Genomic DNA, 18,290 nt, shown 5'->3' with positions numbered 1-18,290 from the left:
TCCGGGTCCAGATTCGACGCGTTCGGAGTTGTTCGAGAGTCATCCGTCGGCCAGAGGAGACAGCACGGGCGGGAACTTCGGTCGGCCGAGGGCAGAAGGAACTCCCCCCCCCCACTGCGACGACCCTCTGGATGAGGTCGTCGCAGCAGGGGGAGCTGCGATCCCGCCGGAGCGATCAGCCCGGAGCGGTCAGTCCGGGTCAGTCAGCCCGGAGCGGTCAGTCCTTGCCGAAGCGGTGGCGGACGATGCCGACGATCCCGCCGCGCTCCTTCAGGCTCCGCTTCCGGCCGGCCGCGTCGTGCGCGTCCGTCGGATGCGGTCCGGCCGCCGGGCCGTCGGACCCGGCGCTCGCGGCACCGGCTCCTGCGCTCGCGGCACCGGCACCGTCGGCCGCGGGGCGCGGGCCGGCGTGGCGACCGAGGGGACGCTCGCCCGCGGGCGAGGTGCTCGCGGCCGCGGAGGCGCCGACGGCGGCCGCAGGGGCCGCGGGGGCGGCGGCGCGGGCGCGCTCGGCCTCGGCGCGGCTGCGCTCGCGGCGCTCGGCGTCGGCCAGCACCTGGGCATCGCGGCGCTCGGCCTGCTCGGCCTCCTCGCGGAGGCGGCGGCGCTCGCCCGGGCCCTCGGCGATCCGATAGAGCACCGGGACGATCACCAGGGTGAGCAGGGTCGAGCTGACCAGGCCGCCGATCACGACGACCGCGAGCGGCTGCGAGATGAAGCCGCCGCTGCCGGTGATGCCGATCGCCATCGGCAGCAGCGCGAAGATCGTCGCGGCCGCGGTCATGAGGATCGGGCGCAGACGCTTCGAGGCGCCCACATGGAGGGCCTCCTCGAGGGGCATGCCCTGGCGCCGGTATTGGTTGACCAGGTCGATCAGCACGATGGCGTTGGTGACGACGATGCCGACGAGCATCAGCAGGCCGATCATCGAGGGCAGGCCCAGCGGCACGCCGGTGAGGACCAGCAGGCCGAGCGCGCCGGTGGCCGCGAAGGGGATCGAGACCAGCAGGATCAGCGGCTGGATCAGCGACTTGAAGATCCACACCAGCAGCACGTAGACCAGCAGGATCGCGGCGAGCATGGCGATGCCGAGCTGCCCGAAGGTCTCGTCGATCTGGGCGGAGGTGCCGCCGATGGTGGCCTCGGTGCCCGCGGGGAGGTCCGCGGCGTCGATCGCGTCCTGGGCGATCCGGGTGACGGCGCTGACGTCATCGCCCGCGGGGGTCAGCGAGACGGTGACGGTCTCGATGTTGTCCACCGTGGTGATCGACGGGCGGGACGCCTCCTCGGTGACCTCGGCGACGTCGGTCAGGCCGATGCCGGGGACGATCTCGAGGTCGCGCAGCTGGTCGAGGGTGGTGATGGAGTCGTCGGAGGCGAGGTAGATGTCCAGCTCGGTGTCGTCGAGCGTGACGCTCCCGATGGAGCCCGGGTTCATCGTCTGCGCGACGAGGCCGACGACGGCCTGCTCGGTCAGGCCCAGCTGGGCGGCGGCCTCGCGGTCGACGGTCACGACGACCGTCGGCTGATCGGCCTGGAGGTCGCTGACGACCTTGGAGACGTCCGCGGGCAGCGGGTCGAGCTCGGCGAGGATCGCGTCGCTCGCATCGGAGCGGTCCTGCGAGGTCGGCGCCGTGATCTGGATGTCGACGGTGCTGGAGCCGGTCGGGGAGGTCAGGTCCGCGGCCTCGACCTCGCCGCTGTCGGGGATGTCCTGGAGGGCGGCGACCATGTCGTCCAGGAGGGCCTCCTGGTCGGCGTCGGCGTCCGTCGTGATCGAGTAGCTGATCTCGTTGGCGGAGGAGCCGCCGAACCCGAAGGAGCTGCCGCCGATGGTGGTCTGCACCGTCTCGACGCCGTCCATGCCCATCAGCGCCTGCTCGCCCTCGGCGGCCTTGTCCGAGGACTGCTGGAGATCGGTGCCGGGGGTGAGGGTCTGCGTGATCGAGGCGATGTTCTGCCCCGTGTCGCCGAGGAAGTTGACCTTCAGCAGCGGGGCCAGCGCCACGGTGCCGCCGAGCACGGCGACGGCCGCGACCAGCGTGATCACGCGCCGGCCGGTGCTGTCGAGGGTCGCGTGCATGACGGGCGAGTAGATCCGGTGGAGCCAGCTGCGCTCCTCCTTCTCCTCCGCGGCCTCGCGGACCCGCGCCTGATGCTCCGGATCGTCGGCGTCGACCAGGCCGTCGGCGCGCGCGGCCCTCGGCGCCCGCAGGAACCAGTAGGCGAGCACCGGGACGATCGTCAGCGACACCAGCAGCGAGGACAGCATCGCGATCGCGACGGTCAGCGCGAAGGGCCGGAACAGCTCGCCGGCCATGCCGGCGACCACCGCGACGGGGAGGAACACGACGACGGTCGCGAGGGTCGAGGCGGTGATGGCGCCCGCGACCTCGCCGACCGCGTCGAGGATCGCCCGGACCCGCGACTTCCCGTAGGAGAGGTGGCGGGTGATGTTCTCGATGACGACGATGGAGTCGTCGACGACGCGGCCGATGGAGATCGTCAGCGCCGCCAGGGTCAGCATGTTCAGCGTGTAGCCGGTGACGTACATGCCGATGAAGGCGATCAGCAGCGAGGTCGGGATCGAGATCGCGGTGACGACCGTCGGGCGCACGCGGCGCAGGAACAGCAGGATCACGCCGACCGCCATGATCAGGCCCAGCAGGCCCTCCTCGGCGAGCGAGACGATCGACTCCTGGATGTAGGGGGCCTGGTCGAAGACGACGTCGCTCTCGGCGTCGCCGCCGACGCCGGCGAGGGTGTCGTCGAGGACGTCGGCGACGCCGTCGGAGATGTCCACGACGTTGCCGTCGGCGGTCGCGGTGACCATCACGACGAGGGACTCGCGGCCGTCGGTGCGGGAGATCGAGGTCGGGTCCTCGACGGTGCGCTCGACGGTCGCGACCTCGCCGAGGGTCGCGGTCCGCGGGGTCACGGCCTGCGTGCCGTCCTGGCCCTCGAGGCCGTCCGCGCCCTCGGTGCCGTCAGTGCCGTCGGTGCCGTCGGCGCCGTCGGCCTGCTGGGCGCTCTCGGAGGGCATCAGGATGATGCCCTCGAGGCTCTCGATGCTGTCGATCGACTGGCCGAGGACCACGTCGAGGCTGCGGCCGGAGTCGGACACGCTGCCGCCGGGGAGGGACAGGCCGCTCGCGTCGAGGGCGGTGGAGATGTCGGCGTCGGTGAGGCCGCGCTCGGCGAGGGCCGCCTCGTCGGGCGTGATCCGGACGATCTCGTCGGGGGCGCCGATCACGGCCACGGAGGAGACGCCGTCGACGCGCTCGAGCTCGGGGGTGACCTGCGCGTCGAGGCGCGAGGCGAGCTCGGAGGGATCGAGGTCGGAGGAGATCGAGAGCACGACGGCCGGCAGGTCGCTCGTGCCGCCGGAGATAATCTGCGGGTCCGCGCCCTCGGGCAGCTGGTCGTCGATCCGGCCGAGGGCCGCGTCGATCTGGTTGGAGGCGCGCGCGATGTCGGAGCCGTAGGCGAGCTCGACGGTCACGATCGACACGCTGGCCTGCGAGGTCGAGGTCGTCGACTCGACGTTCTCGAGGCCGCTGACGGCCTGCTCGACCGGCGAGGAGATGCGCTCCTCGATCTGCTCCGAGGAGGAGCCGACCGAGGTCGTCATGATCTGCACCTGCGGCAGCGAGACGGAGGGGATGAGCTCCTGGCGCATCGTCGTCATCGCGAAGATGCCGATGATCGAGACGGCGATGCAGACCAGGGCGATGAAGGCTCGGTTGTTCAGACTCAGCCGGGCGAGGCGGTGCATGGGACTCCTCGGGTCGTGTCCTGCGGCGTCCGCCGACGGGCGACGGACGGGGACCCGACTCCCGCGGGCGACCGCGCACCGTGCCGGAGCCGGTATCGCGGCCCGGCTCGTCCCGGTCCTCCGAGGAACCACTGTTCCACAGCCGGATGCACCGGCGTATCCGACCTCCGTCGGAGATCCGGTCACGGTCCGCTGGGAGACTTCTCCGTCGGTCCTGGGAGCCGGGAGAATGGGCCCGTGCCCGACTCCCCCGACTCCCCTGCGTCCCCCGGCCCCGGCGATCCGCGTGCGGCACGCCGGGTCGTCGACCGCGACATCCTGCGGCTCGCGATCCCCTCGCTCGGCGCGCTCGTCGCCGAGCCCCTGTTCGTCATGGTCGACTCGGCGTTCATCGCCCGCGTCTCCACGACCTCCCTCGCGGGGCTCGGGCTCGCCTCGACGGTGCTGACGACGGTCGTCGGCCTCTCGGTCTTCCTCGCCTACTCGACGACGGCGGCGGTCGCGCGCGCCTTCGGGGCCGGACGGAAGGACGAGGCCATCGCCCGCGGCGTCGACGCCTCCTGGCTCGCGCTGATCATCGGCGCCGTCTGCACCGTCGTCCTCGCGATCGGCGGGCCGACGCTGCTGGGCTGGTTCGGCGCGAGCCCCGAGGTCACCGCCGAGGCCGTGATCTACCTGCGGATCTCCGCGGTCGGCCTGCCGGCGATGCTCGCGGTGCAGGCGACCACCGGGCTCGTCCGAGGCATGCAGGACGCCCGTCTGCCGCTGCTCGTCGCCGGCGGCGGGGCGATCCTCAACGTGCCGCTGAACTGGGTGCTGATCTTCGGCCTCGACCTGGGGATCGCCGGCAGCGCGATCGGCACGGTCATCTCGCAGTGGCTGATGGCGATCGTGCTGCTGGGCGCCGTGGTCCGCTACGCCCGGGCCCATCGGGTGGCCCCGCGGCCGCAGCTCGCGGGGGTCGCGGCGACCGGCCGCGAGTCGGTCCCGATGTTCGTGCGCACGCTCTCCCTGCGCACCGTCGGCATCGCGACGGTGGTGGTGGCGGCCCGGCTGGGCGATGTCGAGCTCGCCGCGCACCAGCTCGCGAACACCATCTTCATGCTGCTCGCGCTCGCCCTCGACGCCCTCGCGATCGCGGGCCAGGCGCTCACCGGCCGGTATCTCGGAGCAGCCGACGCGCGGACCGTCCATGCGGTGACGCGGCGGCTGACGGTGTGGGGCGTCGGCGGCGGCGCCGTCGTCGGCCTCGTGCTGCTGGCCGCGAGCTATGTCGTGCCCACGGTGTTCACGCCCGACCCGGCGGTGCAGGAGAGCCTGCGGGCGGCGCTGTGGGTGCTCGTGGTCGCGCAGCCGATCGCCGGGTACGTGTTCGTCCTCGACGGCGTGCTGATGGGAGCCGGGGACGCCCCCTATCTCGCGAGGGCGGGCGTGATCTCGGCGGCGGCGGTGCTGCCCTTCGCGATCGCCATCGGCGTCATCGCCCCGGCGGGGGCGCTCGGCCTCGCGGCCCTCTGGGTCGCGACGAACCTGCTGTTCATGGTCGCGCGGGCCGCGACCCTGCGGTTCCGCATCCGCCGCGACGACTGGATGCGCCTCGGCGGCTGAGCCGCGAGAGGGCCGACGGGCGGGTCCGGACGCACGGGAGGGGCGGCCCGATGGGCCGCCCCTCCCCTGTCACCGCTCTCCTGTCACCGCTCGGCGGTCACCATTCGCTGGTGTCGATCTGGACCTCGCCGTTCTCGTCGACGATGACATCGCCGTAGACCGAGAGCGTCGAGTCCGCGGTCTCGTCGGTGATCTCGTCGTTCCAGCCCTTCTCCTGGTACGAGTACACGGCGCTGCCGTAGCCCTCGTAGTAGGTGGTGTAGGTGAAGCTCGTGCCGTCCCCAGAGACCTCGACGGTCGGGTAGGCGGTGATCTCCCACGAGCCCGAGCCCTCGACGACGTCGTACCAGACCCACGCATCCAGCGGGCATCCCTCGGGGTCCGCCTCGGTGGATTCGGCGCACACGTCGATCGCGTCGTTCACCTGCGTCTGCACGGCCTCGAGGCCGGTCGCGGAGAGCTCGTAGTAGGGCGCGACGCCGAGGTCGTAGGCGTCCATCGGATCCACCGGCACCGAGACGACGCCGCCCTGGACGGTGATCTGGTCGGACAGCGCCGGCAGCGTCACCTCGTAGTCGCCCGGCAGCACGGTGAAGTAGCCGTACAGCTGACCGAAGTCGGACTCGAGACCGAGATCGGCGACGGCGACCTCCTGACCGTTGACCAGGAGCGTCGTCGCGCTGTCGGGGATCACGAGGTAGAACGACGCATAGGTGACCTCGTCGAGCTCCCACTTCGGGAAGACGACGGCGGTGCGCCCGGCGCGCTCGACGAGGAAGGTGCGCGTGGTGGTCACGCCGTCCTGGGTGATCTTCGCGGTGACCTCGACGTCGTCGCCGCGCTCCGTGGTGTCGGTGATGCTCCAGGAGCTGATGCGGTTCTCCGCGGCCCCCGTGATCTCGTTCGTCAGCAGCGCCTGCTCAGCGGTGGGGACGTTCGGCGGGGCGAGCTCGAGCACGGTCGCGGCATCGCCGTCCTGCAGGGCCTGCAGGTACGACTCGACGCTCTTCTCCGCGGAGAACATCGTCTTCGAGATCACGGTGAACGCGATGATCAGGCCGACGATCAGCACGAACAGCGCGCCGACGCCGATCGCGACGCCGATCGCGATGCGCTTCGCCCGCGGCGACAGCGAGCGGGCCTCGGCGGTTGCCTCGGCGCCGACGGGCGCGGTCGCGTAGGGCGCACCGCCGACCAGGGCGGTCGCGTAGGGCGCGGTTCCGGCGGATGCGCCGCCCGGCGTCTGCGCGACACCCGGGGTCGGGGGCAGCGCCTCCGTCGGCGCGGTGGCGGGCGCCACGGAGCCGACGGCCCCGGGGTCGACCGCGGTCGGCGCGACGGTGGCCGGTGCGGCGGCGGCAGGTGCGGCGGCGGCCTGCGCGGCGACCTCGCCCTCGCCCGCGGCGAGCGGACGACGGAACCAGGTCAGCAGCGCGGCCGGGAGGAACGGCAGCACGAACGGCGCGGCGAAGCGCGAGAGGAGTTCGACGACGATGCCGACGAGCAGCGCCAGCAGCGGGGTCCACCCGGCGAGGCCGACGGACGCCGTGAAGCTCCCCGCGTCCCCGGTGAAGCCGCCGGAGTACCGGAAGCGGAAGGAGGCCTCCGCGAGGATCAGCAGCACGATGCCGCCGCCGAAGTAGGTCAGCGGCAGGGCCGCCCAGCCCACGGCCGTCGCGATGATGTTGTTCGGGACGGCGCGTCGGCCGCTGCTCCACAGGAGCGAGACGGCGACCAGCACCACGAGGCCCAGCACCAGGCCGCCCAGCCACACGTACCAGGGCATCGAGAAGATCGAGGCGCGCTCGATGCCCGAGCCGAAGAAGAGGCCGAGCGAGTCGGGGCCGCTGGCCCGCATGGTGGCCGAGGAGAGCAGCGGCAGACCGGTGAAGTAGGCGATGACGTGGCCGCCGAGCAGCGGGAACAGCATCGCGACGGACAGCATCGGCGGGGTGTCGCCGTCGATGAGGGCCTGGATCGTCGTCACGATGGTGACGACGATGAACCCGAGGACGGTCAGCAGCAGGGCGTGCACGACGGCGAGCTTGGCGCCGGCGAAGAGGTCGGAGACGAGCGGCCACCAGGCCGGACGGGCGCCGACGCTCATGCGGCCGAGACCGATCGCGAGCGTGATCAGCAGGAGGGCGCCGAAGAAGGCATCGGGTCCCGCGGCGTGGATGCGCAGCGTGATGCCGTCGTCGACGGGGACGGGCTGGGCGAAGATCAGCGCCGCGAGCACGGTCACGATGGCGACCCCGAGGGCCGTCAGCAGGGCGTTCACCCAGATCCCGAGGATCCCGGCGCGCTGGCGCTTCTGCACGAAGCGTCCGCCGAAGAAGGCGATGCCGAGGATGACGATCGTGATGATCGCCGGCAGGAACCGCACGGACATGCTGACGGTCTCGCCGAAGAAGCTGGCCTTCAGGCCGAGGGAGCCGAGGAGCGCCATCGCGACCAGCTGGAACGGGGTGCGCAGCGCGGTGGCGAAGCCGCTGAGTCCGGTCTCCGCGGAGATGTCGACCTCGTCGAGGCCGTACTCGAGGGGGTTCCCCGTGCCGAGGATCGCGACCAGGATCGCCGAGAGGATCACGCCGATCACCGAGATCACGATGCCGGCGACGTAGGCGGCGCCGCCGACGGCGAGCGAGGGCAGCGGGTTCACCAGCCCGAGCGCCGTCAGCTTCGCCTTGACCTGCTCGGGCGTGATGGAGGAGCCGACGGGGGCGGCGCCCTGCGGCGCTGCCTGCCACTGCTGCGCCGGCGATCCGGCCGTCGGAGGCTGCGGGGGAACCGCGCCCGAGGCGGCTGACGGCGGCACCGCGCCGTAGGCGGGCGACGGAGCCGAGCCGTAGGCCGGGGCCGGGGAGGCGCCGTACTGCGGAGCGGGCGAGCCGTAGGCGGGGGCCGGAGCCGGCGAGCCGTAGGCGGGAGCGGGAGAGCCGTAGGCCGGCGGCGCGGCCTCCGGCGGCATGGGCGGAGCCGGCGGTGCGGCCTGGGCCCCGTCCTGCGCCGGCTGCTCGGCCGGGGAGCCGGTCGCGCCCGCGCCCCCTGCCGTCTGGTCGTCCTCGGGCGCGTTCATGCGCGTCCCCCTTCATACGTCGTCTGATGGCGGCGTGGCGGAGCGGCCCGGTCCGGTGCCCGTGGGCGCCGGAGTGCTGTCAGCGTTCTTTCACGATGCCCCCACGCGGGGCCCAGGCTACCTGTCGCCTCCGCCACACGCACCCCTCCGACCGCACCGCGGACAGCCCCACTCCCCCGGCTCAGCGCATCCAGAGGTCCTCGGGGCGGCGCTGCGGGCGGAAGCCGAAGGCCTCGACCATCTCCATCGCCTCGGGGAAGCCGTGGCCGACCGAGGCGGGGGCGTGGGCGTCGCTGCCGAAGCTGAGGCGCCTTCCGCCGGACTCCGCCCACCAGCCCGGCATCCACGGCCACAGCCGGCGCGTGTTCATCTCGAGCGCACGGCCGCTGTCGGCGATCGCGCGCATCGCCCCGCGGATCTCCTCCTCGAAGCGCAGCGGGTCGAAGGGGCCGACCTCGGCCTCGGGCCAGTACCGCAGCGCGTAGTCGAGGTGGGTGACGATCTCGAAGGGCTCGTCCCCGGCGACGAGGGCGGGCACGTGCGCGAGATAGCGGCGCACGACGTCGTCGGCCGGGAGCAGGCGGAACAGGAGGTCGGGCTCGGCCCGCTCGTCGGCCCCGGGGCGGACGGGCTCCTCGAGCGGCAGCGTGTGCAGGGAGCCGAGGATCCGGTCGAAGCGGTCGAGGTCGACGAGCTCGCGGGCGGCGGCGAGCCGCAGGTGGGGCTGGCCGAACTCGAGCCCGGTGCCGATCCGCAGGTCGGGGAACTCGGCGCGGCAGCGGTCGATGGCGGCGAAGTAGCCGTCGGCGTCGAAGGAGGGGACGTCGACGATGCCGTCCTCACCCATCAGGGTGCGGCCCTGCGCGGCGTAGAGGGCGATGTCCTCGGCGAAGTCCGCGGGGTCGGCCTTCCAGGCGGGCTCGAGGTCGAGATGCTCGGTGAAGAAGAGCGCCGGCAGGCCGATCCGGACGGCGCGCTCGCAGGCCGCCCGCATCGTCCCGGCGGCCGGGGAGCCGGGACCGCCGGTGTCCCAGGAGAACTCGCTGTGGACATGGCTGTCCGCGGGCAGGTCGGAGCGCATCATGGGGCCAGCCTCCCATGGGAGCGAGCCGCGGCCCATGGCCGTCCCCCGCCCGGACGACGGGACGGCCCGACAGCGGCCCGACGGCGGCCCGGCCCGGAATGCGGACGCGCCCCGGCGTCCTGATCCGACGATGCGGATCGGGACGCCGGGGCGCGTCGGCGGGGCTCGTCCGAGGACGGACGCCCGGGGTCAAGCTCCCGGGATCAGACGGCCGCGGGGACCTCGGCCTCGGCACGGACCAGGAGGGTCGCCTCGACGAGGTTGCGGAGGCTGGCCTCGGTCTCGGCGTAGCCGCGGGTCTTCAGGCCGCAGTCCGGGTTCGCCCACAGCTTGCCGGCGCCGACGACGGCGCGGGCGGCGGCGAGCTGCTCGCGCATCTCCTCGACGGAGGGCACGCGCGGGGAGTGGATGTCCCACACGCCCGGGCCGATGCCGCGGGAAAAGCGCTCGGGGTCGAGCGCCTCGAGGAGCTCGCCGCGGGAGCGGGAGGCCTCGACCGAGGTGACGTCGGCGCCGAGGCCGTCGATCGCGTCGATGACCTCGTTGAACTCCGAGTAGCACAGGTGCGTGTGGATCTGCGTGGCGTCGGCCGCGCCGGCGGTGGACAGGCGGAAGGAGTCCACCGACCACTGCAGGTAGGCGTCCTGGTCGGCGAGGCGCAGCGGGAGCAGCTCGCGCAGCGCCGGCTCGTCGACCTGGACGACGGCGATGCCGGCCTTCTCGAGGTCCGTGATCTCGTCGCGCAGGGCCAGGCCGACCTGGTTGGCGGTGTCGCCGAGGGGCTGGTCGTCGCGCACGAAGGACCAGGCCAGGATGGTGACCGGGCCGGTGAGCATGCCCTTGACGGGCTTCTCGGAGAGCGACTGCGCGTAGGTCGCCCACGACACGGTGATCGGGGCGGGGCGGGAGACGTCGCCGAAGAGGATCGACGGACGGGTGCAGCGCGAGCCGTAGGACTGGACCCAGCCGTTCTGCGTGGTCGCGAAGCCGTCGAGGTTCTCGGCGAAGTACTGCACCATGTCGTTGCGCTCGGGCTCGCCGTGGACGAGGACGTCCAGGCCGAGCTCCTCCTGCAGCGTGATGACGCGGGCGATCTCGTCCTTCATCGCCTGCTCGTAGGCGGCGTCGTCGATGCGGCCGGCGCGGTGGTCGGCGCGGGCCTTGCGGACGGCGTCGACCTGCGGGAAGGAGCCGATGGTGGTGGTGGGGACCTCGGGCAGGCCGAGGGCCTCGCGCTGGGCGGCCTCGCGGACCTCCACGGCGGAGCGCTCGAGGTCGGCGGCGGAGAGGCCGGCGGCGCGCTCGCGCACGGCGTCGTCGCGGACGCCCTCGAAGTCGCGGACGACGGAGCGGGGGCCGTCGACGGAGCCGGGGACGACGGTGCCGGAGGCGAGCTCGACGAGCTCGCGGACCTTCTCGTCGGCGAAGGCGAGGGTGGCCTTGAGCTCGGCGGGCAGGTTCGGCTCGAGGTCGAGGGTGTGCGGGACGTGCTGGAGGGACACGGAGGTCGACACGGAGACGGCCTCGGCGTCGCCGCCGGCCTCGGCCACGCGGGAGCGGACCTCGGCGAGGCGCGCGGCCGCCGTCGGCAGCTCGGTGCGCCACACGGAGCGGCCCTCGACGACGCCCGCGACGAGGCGGGTGGAGCCGATGCCCTCGAGCTGGGCGACGGTGGGGATGTCGCCGCGGGTGAGGTCGACGTGCACGGCCTCGACGCCGGTGGCGATGACGGCCTGGAGGAGGTCGCCGATGCCGCCGTAGGGGGTGGTCACGAGGATCTGCGGGCGCTTCTCGGCCTTCACCAGCACGCCCTCGGCGCGCTGCAGGGCGGCGGCGAGGGCCGCGGCGTCGACGCGCTGGTCGGCGGCGAGCGCCGGCTCGTCGAGCTGGACCCAGGGGGCGCCGGCCTCGGCGAGCTGCGCGAGGATCTCCGCGTACACGGCGACGACGTCGTCGAGGCGGTCCAGCGGGTCGAAGCCCTCGGGGGCGCTGTCCTGGGCCTTGGCGAGCACCAGCAGGGTGACGGGGCCGACGAGCACGGGGCGGGTGCCGGCGCCGTCCTCGAGGGACTCGCGGTAGAGGTCGACGACGGTCGTCGCGGCGAGGTGCACGTCGGTGTCGGGGCCGATCTCCGGCACGAGGTAGTGGTAGTTGGTGTCGAACCACTTGGTCATCTCGAGCGGGGACTGCTCGGCGGTGCCGCGGGCCAGGGAGAAGTAGCCGTCGAGGTCGACGGTGCCGTCGGCGCCGACGACGGACGCGAAGCGATCCGGGACGATGCCGGTGGCGACCGCGGCGTCGAGCACCTGGTCGTACAGGGAGAAGGACTCGGGGGCGGCGCCGGCGGCGTCCAGGCCCAGCTCGGCGAGGCGCGCGCGGGTGGCACGGCGCAGCTCGCGGGTGCGCTGCTCGAAGGTCGCGCGGTCGATGCGGCCGGCCCAGTAGGCCTCCTCCGCCTTCTTCAGCTCGCGCTGGGCGCCGATCCGGGGGTAGCCGACGGGCAGAGCCGCGGGCAGGGCGCCGAGCGCAGTGGTCTCGTGGGTCGTCATCGGGTCTCTCCTGTGGTGGTGCCGGTGGTGATGCCGGAGGTGGCGGGGCCCGCGACGGGGCCCGGGTCGGTGGTGGACCAGCGGTCCAGATCCAGGGTGTCCAGCACGTCGAGCGCGTCGGCGTGGGAGTTGAAGGTGAACAGGTGCACGCCGGGGGCTCCGGCGTCGAGGACCTGCTCGGCGAGGTCGACGGTGTAGCGCACGCCGATGCGGCGGCGCTCGGTCTCGTCGGCCGCGGTCTCGAGGCGGTGCAGGAGCTCGCGCGGCGGCTCCACCCCGGCCATCTCCGCCAGGCGGATCACGCGGCGCGTGTTCGTGGCGGGCAGGAAGCCGGGGACGATGGGCAGGCGGACGCCCGCGCGCTCGGCTCGGCGCACCAGGTCGCAGTAGGCGGCGGGGTCGAAGAACACCTGCGTGATCGCGAAGTCCGCGCCGGAGCGCTCCTTGGCGACGAGCACCTCGAGGTCGTGCTGCGCGGTGGGCGACTCCGGGTGGCGGTGCGGGTAGGCGGCGACGCCGATGCTGACGCGGCCGGCGGCGAGCGCGGCCGAGCGCTCCCGCTCGACGTCGCGGATCAGCTCGACGAGGGGGCGCGCGAAGGGCACCTCGTCGTCGTCGAGGCGGTGGCCCTCCGGCTGGTCGCCGCGCAGCGCGAGGATCCCGCGCACGCCGCGGTCCAGGAGGTCGCGGATGATCACCTCGAGCTGCGCGCGCGTCGACGCGATCGAGGTGAGGTGCACGAGGGGGCGCAGGCGCGTCTCGTGGAGGACGTGGTCGGTCAGCTCGAGCACGCGGTCGAGGTTGCCGTGACCGGTGCGGCTGGTGACCGACACGTAGTCGGGGGCGGTCTGCTCGAGGGCGGCGATGGTGGTGCGCAGCTTCTCGAAGGACACGTCGGAGCGCGCCGGGAACAGCTCGTAGCTGAGGGCCGGGCGGCGGCGAGCGGGCGCGGCGCGCTCGAGATCGGGCAGCGTCGTCGTAGCGGACATGCCCCAGAAGCTATGCGTCCCCGCCCGACTCGCCCAAGGAACATGGCGAATTGTGGCGGGGACCGGCATCAGCCCTGGTGGGGGCCGTGCTCCCGGGCGCGTCGACGGCGCCCCGGACGGGCGTCGGCGGCGCGCCGGGCGCGTCAGTTGGCGTTGAGGTGCTGCTGGAGCGCCTTGACGGTCGCGTAGTTGGTGCGGAAGTCCCACACGCCGTTGTTCGACAGGCCGAGCGCGGCGCGGAGCTTGCGGGTGGTCTCGGAGCCGATCTTGCCGTCGGGGTTTGCGCCGACCTTGGTCTGCAGGGCCTTGATGTCGCTCGTGGAGAGCGAGCCGTCGGCCGTGACACCGATCCAGGACTGCAGGGAGCGGGTGGTCGCGGGGCCGAACTTGCCGTCGACGACGAGCGTGCCGCTCGAGCTCGAGGAGCCGCTGGACCCGGACGAGCTGCTGGAGCCGGAGGAGCTGGAGACGCCGCCGCCGTTGAGGAACTGCTGGAGCGCCTTGACGGTGGCGTAGCTGCTGCGGAAGTCCCAGGTGCCGTTGCTGCTGAGCCCCATGGTGGAGCGGAGCGCCGCGGTGGTCTTCGCGCCGATCTTGCCGTCGGCGGTGACCCCGAGCTTCTTCTGCAGGGCCTTGATGTCGCTGGTGGAAAGCGAGCCGTCGGCGCTGACGCCGATCCAGGACTGCAGGGAGCGGGTGGTCGCGGGGCCGAACTTGCCGTCGACGACGAGCGTTCCGCTCGAGGGCGAGGTGCGGTCCTCGTCGCGGCTCGCGCTCGAGGAGCCCGACGAGCTGGACGAGCCCGACGAGCTGGAGGAGCCGGCGGGCTGCGCGTTGGGGTCGGCGCCGCCGTTGGTCTTCGTCAGGCCAGCCTTCGTGCTGCAAACGGGCCAGGCGCCGGGGCCCTGCGTGTAGAGGGTGCGCTGCGCGACGGCGATCTGCTGGGCCTTGGTGGCCTTGTCGGCGGTCGCGGCGTAGGCGGTGCCGCCGAAGGCCTTCCAGGTGGACTTCGAGAACTGCAGGCCGCCGTAGTAGCCGTTGCCGGTGTTGATGGACCAGTTGCCCGAGGACTCGCACTGGGCGACCTTGTCCCAGACGGCGGTGTCGGCGCTCGCGGCGGTGGTGCCGCCGAGCGCGGCGCCCGCGAGGACGACGGCGCCGCCGGTCGCGGCGGCGACCTTCGGGGCCACGCGCGCGCCGCGGAAGTACACGGGCGCGCCCTGGGCGCGGTGGGTGGGGGTCCGTCGGGTCATGACAGCCATCGGGGCTCCTCGGGGAACAGCAGGAATGCTGAGGAAGGGATGCGGGGGAAGGACATGCGGGACGACAGCGCCTGGGAACCTGCTGCAGGCGTTCTCCTACCGTGCCCAGGGACGCACCACGACTGAAGGGCTTCAGACCAAGTCCGACCGCAACTTTTGCCAACCTTTTGCATTCCATGGTCGGCATGTCGCGAGCCGCCAGAACTCTTTCCCCGTATCCGCGCGCACGTCAAGCGGTCGCCGCGGGTTCCCGAGCTGGCCCGCGTCATGCGGGCCGCCATGTCAGGCGGGTCGCCGCGTCAAGCGGGTCGCCGCGTCAGGCGAGGACGCGGAGGTCGAAGCCCCAGCCGACGCTCGCGCGGCCGACGACCTCCAGGCCGGCCCTCGCGATGAGTGCGTCCCGCTGCGCGCGGGTGCGCAGTCCGGCCTCGCCGCGGGCGAAGCCGACGAGGTCGTCCTCGCACTCGTGCTCGTCGAGCGCCTCGTCGTCGAGGGCTTCGCCGACGAGCACGACGCGTCCGCCGCGGCAGGCCGCGCGGGCGCGTCGCAGCACGGCGATCGCCGCGTCGTCGGGGTAGCGGTCCAGGAGGTCGACGAGCAGATGGGCGTCGGCATCGCAGTCCGGGGCGTCGAACAGGCCGGCGTCCTCGACGAGGATCGGGGCCGACGCCGCGGCAAGGCGCTCGCGCAGGATCCCCGCCTCGCCGGCATCGTCGGCGCTGACCGCATCGCCGGCATCACCACTGCCGACGACGTCACCGGCAGCACCGCCGCCGACGACGTCGCCGAGGATGCTGAGGCGCAGGTCAGGGCGGGCGCGGTGGAGCGCGAGGGCGATCTCGTCGGCGCCGCGGCCGGAGATCCGCAGGCTGCGCAGATCGGCGAGGAGCCCCGCCTCCGTGCGCGCTCCGGCGTCCGGTCCGGCGTCCGGCCCGGCTGCCGGTCCAGCGGCCGGTCCGGCGAGGTGCTCGGCGAGCGGTCCGGCGAGGTAGATGGCATCGTCGGCCTCGGCGGCGAGGCGGGCCGCACGACGCTCGCGCTCGTCGTCGGCCGCGATGATCCCGAGGGCGCGCAGCGCGGGCTCGGGGTCGAGGCCCCTGCCCGTGCGCACGGCGGTGAGCAGGCCCAGCACTCCGAGCTCGCGCAGGCCGTGGGGGCCGTCGAGGCGGAGGCGGCCCTCGAACCGGTCGTCGCCCATGTCCGCTGCACGGTCGGTCCACCGCCAGCGGGCATCCGCCGAGGACGCGGGGCCGGTCGCGGGCGTGGCGCTCGGATCGACGTCGGGGCCGACGGGGGTCGCGAAGCCGGCGGCGTCGAGATAGCGCAGGAGGCGGACGATCCCGCCCTCGTCGCAGCCGGTCGCGCGCACGATCTCCGGGAGGGAGGCGGGGCCGTCGGCGAGCAGGGGGCCGAGGCCGATGGTCACGGCGACGCGGAGGGCGAGGGGCGCGGTGAGCTCGGCGAGGTGCAGGAGGTCGTCCTCCTCGGAATCGGCGAGCGGTTCCGCCGCCGGATCCGTCCCGGCGGTCGTCGCGCGCTCGGGCGGCCGACGCCAGTAGCCGACGACGTCGAGCTGCTCGGGGGGCAGCTGCTTCTCGCGGCGCAGCCAGCGGCGGATCGGCGCGAGGGAGACGGCCTCGCCGGCGGCCCAGGCGAAGACGCGGCCGGGCCACCAGTCGAGCGCGCGGACCGCGTCCAGCAGGAGCGTCGTCGACCCGGCGGGGGCGCCGTCGCGGGAGAGCCAGGTCAGCTCGACGTCGTCGGGGACGGGCAGGTCCTGACGGTGGGAGTCCTCGCCGACCTCGAGGAGCACCTGCGCACGGGCCCCCTCGGGGAACTCCTCGAGCCAGCGTCCGATCGCGGGCAGGGCGGTCTCGTCGCCGAGGACGAGGGCCCAGTCGACGCCGACGGGATGGGTGCCCGACGACTTCGGTCCGGCGATGCGGATGCACTCCCCCACCTGCACGCTCCGCGCCCAGGTGGCGGCGGGGCCGTCGCCGTGCAGGACGAGGTCGACGTCGACCTCGCGGGCGACGGGGTCCCAGCGCCGCACGGTGTAGGTGCGGGAGATCAGGTGCGGGTCGCGCGGCCAGTCGAGGACGCCCTCGAGCTGCGTGGGGGCGAGGGCCACGGGCTCGTCGGGGTGGCGCAGGAACAGCTTGAACTCGTCGTCGAAGCCGTCGGAGCGGAACTCCTGGACGAGGTGCCCGGACTCCGCGGTGTGCGCGTCGAGGCCCGGTCCGCCGAGGGTGATGCGGCGCATGCCGGGGGTCACGTCCCGGGCGGCGCGCACGACGAGCTCGCGCGTGGTGATCGGGTAGTACGTCCAGTCGCGCAGCGAGCGCATGTCTCTCCTCGGTCGGGTCGGGCGGGGCGGGCGGTCGGGCCGGGCACCTGCCGGTCGGGCCGGGCACCTGTCGGGTGGGGTCGGGAAACCGTCCCGTCGGGCACCGAGCCGATGACCTGTGCGGACACTTCCACCGCCCCAATGAGTAAGGTAACCCTCAGCTCTTATCGAAAGCCTGCCTGGAGGAGGGTGCGACGTACCCGATGGCGACACTCTCGACCGCCGACGCCCCCGCGCCCGCCGCCGCTCCGGTGCCGGCCGCGGCCCCGCTGCCGACCGAGGCGCCGGCGCCGACCGTGGCCCCGGGACGGGCGGAGTCGTCGACGCGGACGGAGACGCCGACCGGCGCCCGCTGGGGCGTGTCGACGCTGTACGCCCGTCGGCATCCGGAGGCAGATCTGGTCCTCTGGTGCCGGTCCGGGGAGGCGACCGTCTGCCTCGGCCCGGCCGACGCTCCCCTGCATGCGGGGACCGGCGAGCTCGTCCCCACTGTGCTGAGCCCGGGACGGGCGCTGTTCGTGCCCCGCGGGAGGCCGCATGCGATCCGCGTTGCCCCGGGAGGCGTCCTGCATCCGGTGCTGCTGCCCGTCGACGAGTCCGACCGGGCGCCCGCCCTCGTCGGCGACCTGCGCGAACACCCCGTCGGCCGCGTGCGCGAGCGTCCCGTGGACCGGGCGCTGGGCGCGGCGCTGCTGGCGCTGTCGGTCGCCGCGATCACCGAGCTGCGGCCCGCCGTCTCGCGCCTCGCCGCACTGCAGGAGGCGGTGCGCTCTCAGCTCCACGAGACCCCCGCGGATCTCAGCACCCCGCCCGTCGCGCATATCGACCGGGTCGTCAACGAGGACGAGAACGTCCTGGTGATGGCTGCCTTCGGGGCCGTGACGGTGATGCTCCGCTCCCCCGACGGCCCGACGATGCCGGTCGAGCTGCCCGAGCACATGGCCCTGGACATCCCGCCCGGCGTCGAGCATCGCATCGTCACCCGCGGTCACGGGATCGCCCTGCCCGTCTTCCATGCGGGGGCGGCGTCGGCCGCATTTGACGCCGCCGTCGATCCGACCCGCGCGTACCTCTGCTACCTGCCCGAGGACGTGCGGATGCTCGCCGAGGCGCATCTGGTCGCCACCTCGACGGCGCTGCGCCCCGACGCCTGGGACCCGATCGCGCTGCCGCGGGCGCTCGCCGGGCTCGTGCAGCGGGCCTGTGTGATGCACGTCGACGGCTCGCGTCCGGCCGACGTCGAGCTGCTGCGGGAGCAGGTGATCCGCGATCCTGCGGGCGCCTGGTCGCCGGCGACGTGGAGCCGGCTGACGGCGCCGTCGGGCGCGGATGTGCCGGCGACCGCGGCGGCGGCCCGGCGCCGCGCCCTCGAGCGGGCGTTCCGACGCACCGCCGGGACCAGCTTCGTGCCCTGGCGCAACACCGTGCGCGCCGAGCAGGCCGTGGACCTCCTCGCCGAGGGCGCCCCCGTGAAAGCCGTCGCGCGGCACGTCGGCTTCGCGCATGCGAGCGGGTTCTCGCGCGCGTTCGCGGCGGTCATGGGACGGCCGCCGACGGCGGTGGCGGTCCGCTGACGGCGATCTCGTCAACCCCTGCT

Annotated in this window: 9 protein-coding genes; 2 read left to right on the top strand and 7 right to left on the bottom strand. The window is 73.7% G+C overall.

Translation table 11 applies throughout. The features are described 5' to 3' along the window. Positions 1–217 precede the first annotated feature (217 nt). Positions 218–3,775 (bottom strand): efflux RND transporter permease subunit, encoded by a 3,558-nt coding sequence (locus ACXET9_RS11015; protein WP_457886639.1) that lies wholly within the window; start codon positions 3,773–3,775, stop codon positions 218–220. A 237-nt stretch (positions 3,776–4,012) separates the two neighbouring features. Between ACXET9_RS11015 and ACXET9_RS11010 the strand changes: the two genes are divergently transcribed. Continuing rightward, positions 4,013–5,383: an MATE family efflux transporter gene (locus ACXET9_RS11010; RefSeq protein ID WP_457886638.1), complete on the top strand. Its 1,371-nt coding sequence runs from the start codon at positions 4,013–4,015 to the stop codon at positions 5,381–5,383. A gap of 97 nt (positions 5,384–5,480) precedes the next feature. On the opposite strand, the gene ACXET9_RS11005 is transcribed toward ACXET9_RS11010, so the two are convergent. The 6 genes from ACXET9_RS11005 to ACXET9_RS10980 all read right to left on the bottom strand — a co-directional run bounded on the left by ACXET9_RS11005 (position 5,481) and on the right by ACXET9_RS10980 (position 16,693). Further along, positions 5,481–8,462 (bottom strand): hypothetical protein, encoded by a 2,982-nt coding sequence (locus ACXET9_RS11005; protein WP_457886637.1) that lies wholly within the window; start codon positions 8,460–8,462, stop codon positions 5,481–5,483. A 181-nt stretch (positions 8,463–8,643) separates the two neighbouring features. Next, positions 8,644–9,546 carry a PHP domain-containing protein gene (locus ACXET9_RS11000; protein WP_457886636.1) on the bottom strand — a complete coding sequence of 301 codons (903 nt, stop codon included), beginning with the start codon at positions 9,544–9,546 and terminating at the stop codon, positions 8,644–8,646. 203 nt (positions 9,547–9,749) lie between these two features. Further along, the gene (gene metE, locus ACXET9_RS10995) at positions 9,750–12,095 is read right to left on the bottom strand and encodes a 5-methyltetrahydropteroyltriglutamate--homocysteine S-methyltransferase (protein WP_457886635.1); all 2,346 of its coding nucleotides are present in this window, start codon (positions 12,093–12,095) and stop codon (positions 9,750–9,752) included. Continuing rightward, positions 12,092–13,084 (bottom strand): methylenetetrahydrofolate reductase, encoded by a 993-nt coding sequence (locus ACXET9_RS10990; protein WP_457886634.1) that lies wholly within the window; start codon positions 13,082–13,084, stop codon positions 12,092–12,094. Before ACXET9_RS10990 ends, metE begins: the two co-directional genes overlap by 4 nt. Before the next feature lie 143 nt (positions 13,085–13,227). Next, positions 13,228–14,346: a transglycosylase family protein gene (locus ACXET9_RS10985; protein ID WP_457886633.1), complete on the bottom strand. Its 1,119-nt coding sequence runs from the start codon at positions 14,344–14,346 to the stop codon at positions 13,228–13,230. A gap of 316 nt (positions 14,347–14,662) precedes the next feature. Beyond that, positions 14,663–16,693: an SIP domain-containing protein gene (locus ACXET9_RS10980; protein WP_457886632.1), complete on the bottom strand. Its 2,031-nt coding sequence runs from the start codon at positions 16,691–16,693 to the stop codon at positions 14,663–14,665. Positions 16,694–16,896: 203 nt separating this feature from the next. Here ACXET9_RS10980 and ACXET9_RS10975 point away from each other — a divergent pair, with 203 nt between their 5' ends. Beyond that, complete coding sequence (locus tag ACXET9_RS10975) at positions 16,897–18,267, top strand: helix-turn-helix domain-containing protein (protein WP_457886631.1); 1,371 nt, start codon at positions 16,897–16,899, stop codon at positions 18,265–18,267. The last annotated feature ends 23 nt before the right edge of the window (positions 18,268–18,290 follow it).

It is taken from the genome of Brachybacterium netajii (SeqCode), from assembly GCF_054114245.1.
Note: the sequence above shows the minus strand (reverse complement) of the source record. Positions and strands in the feature narration are given on the sequence as shown.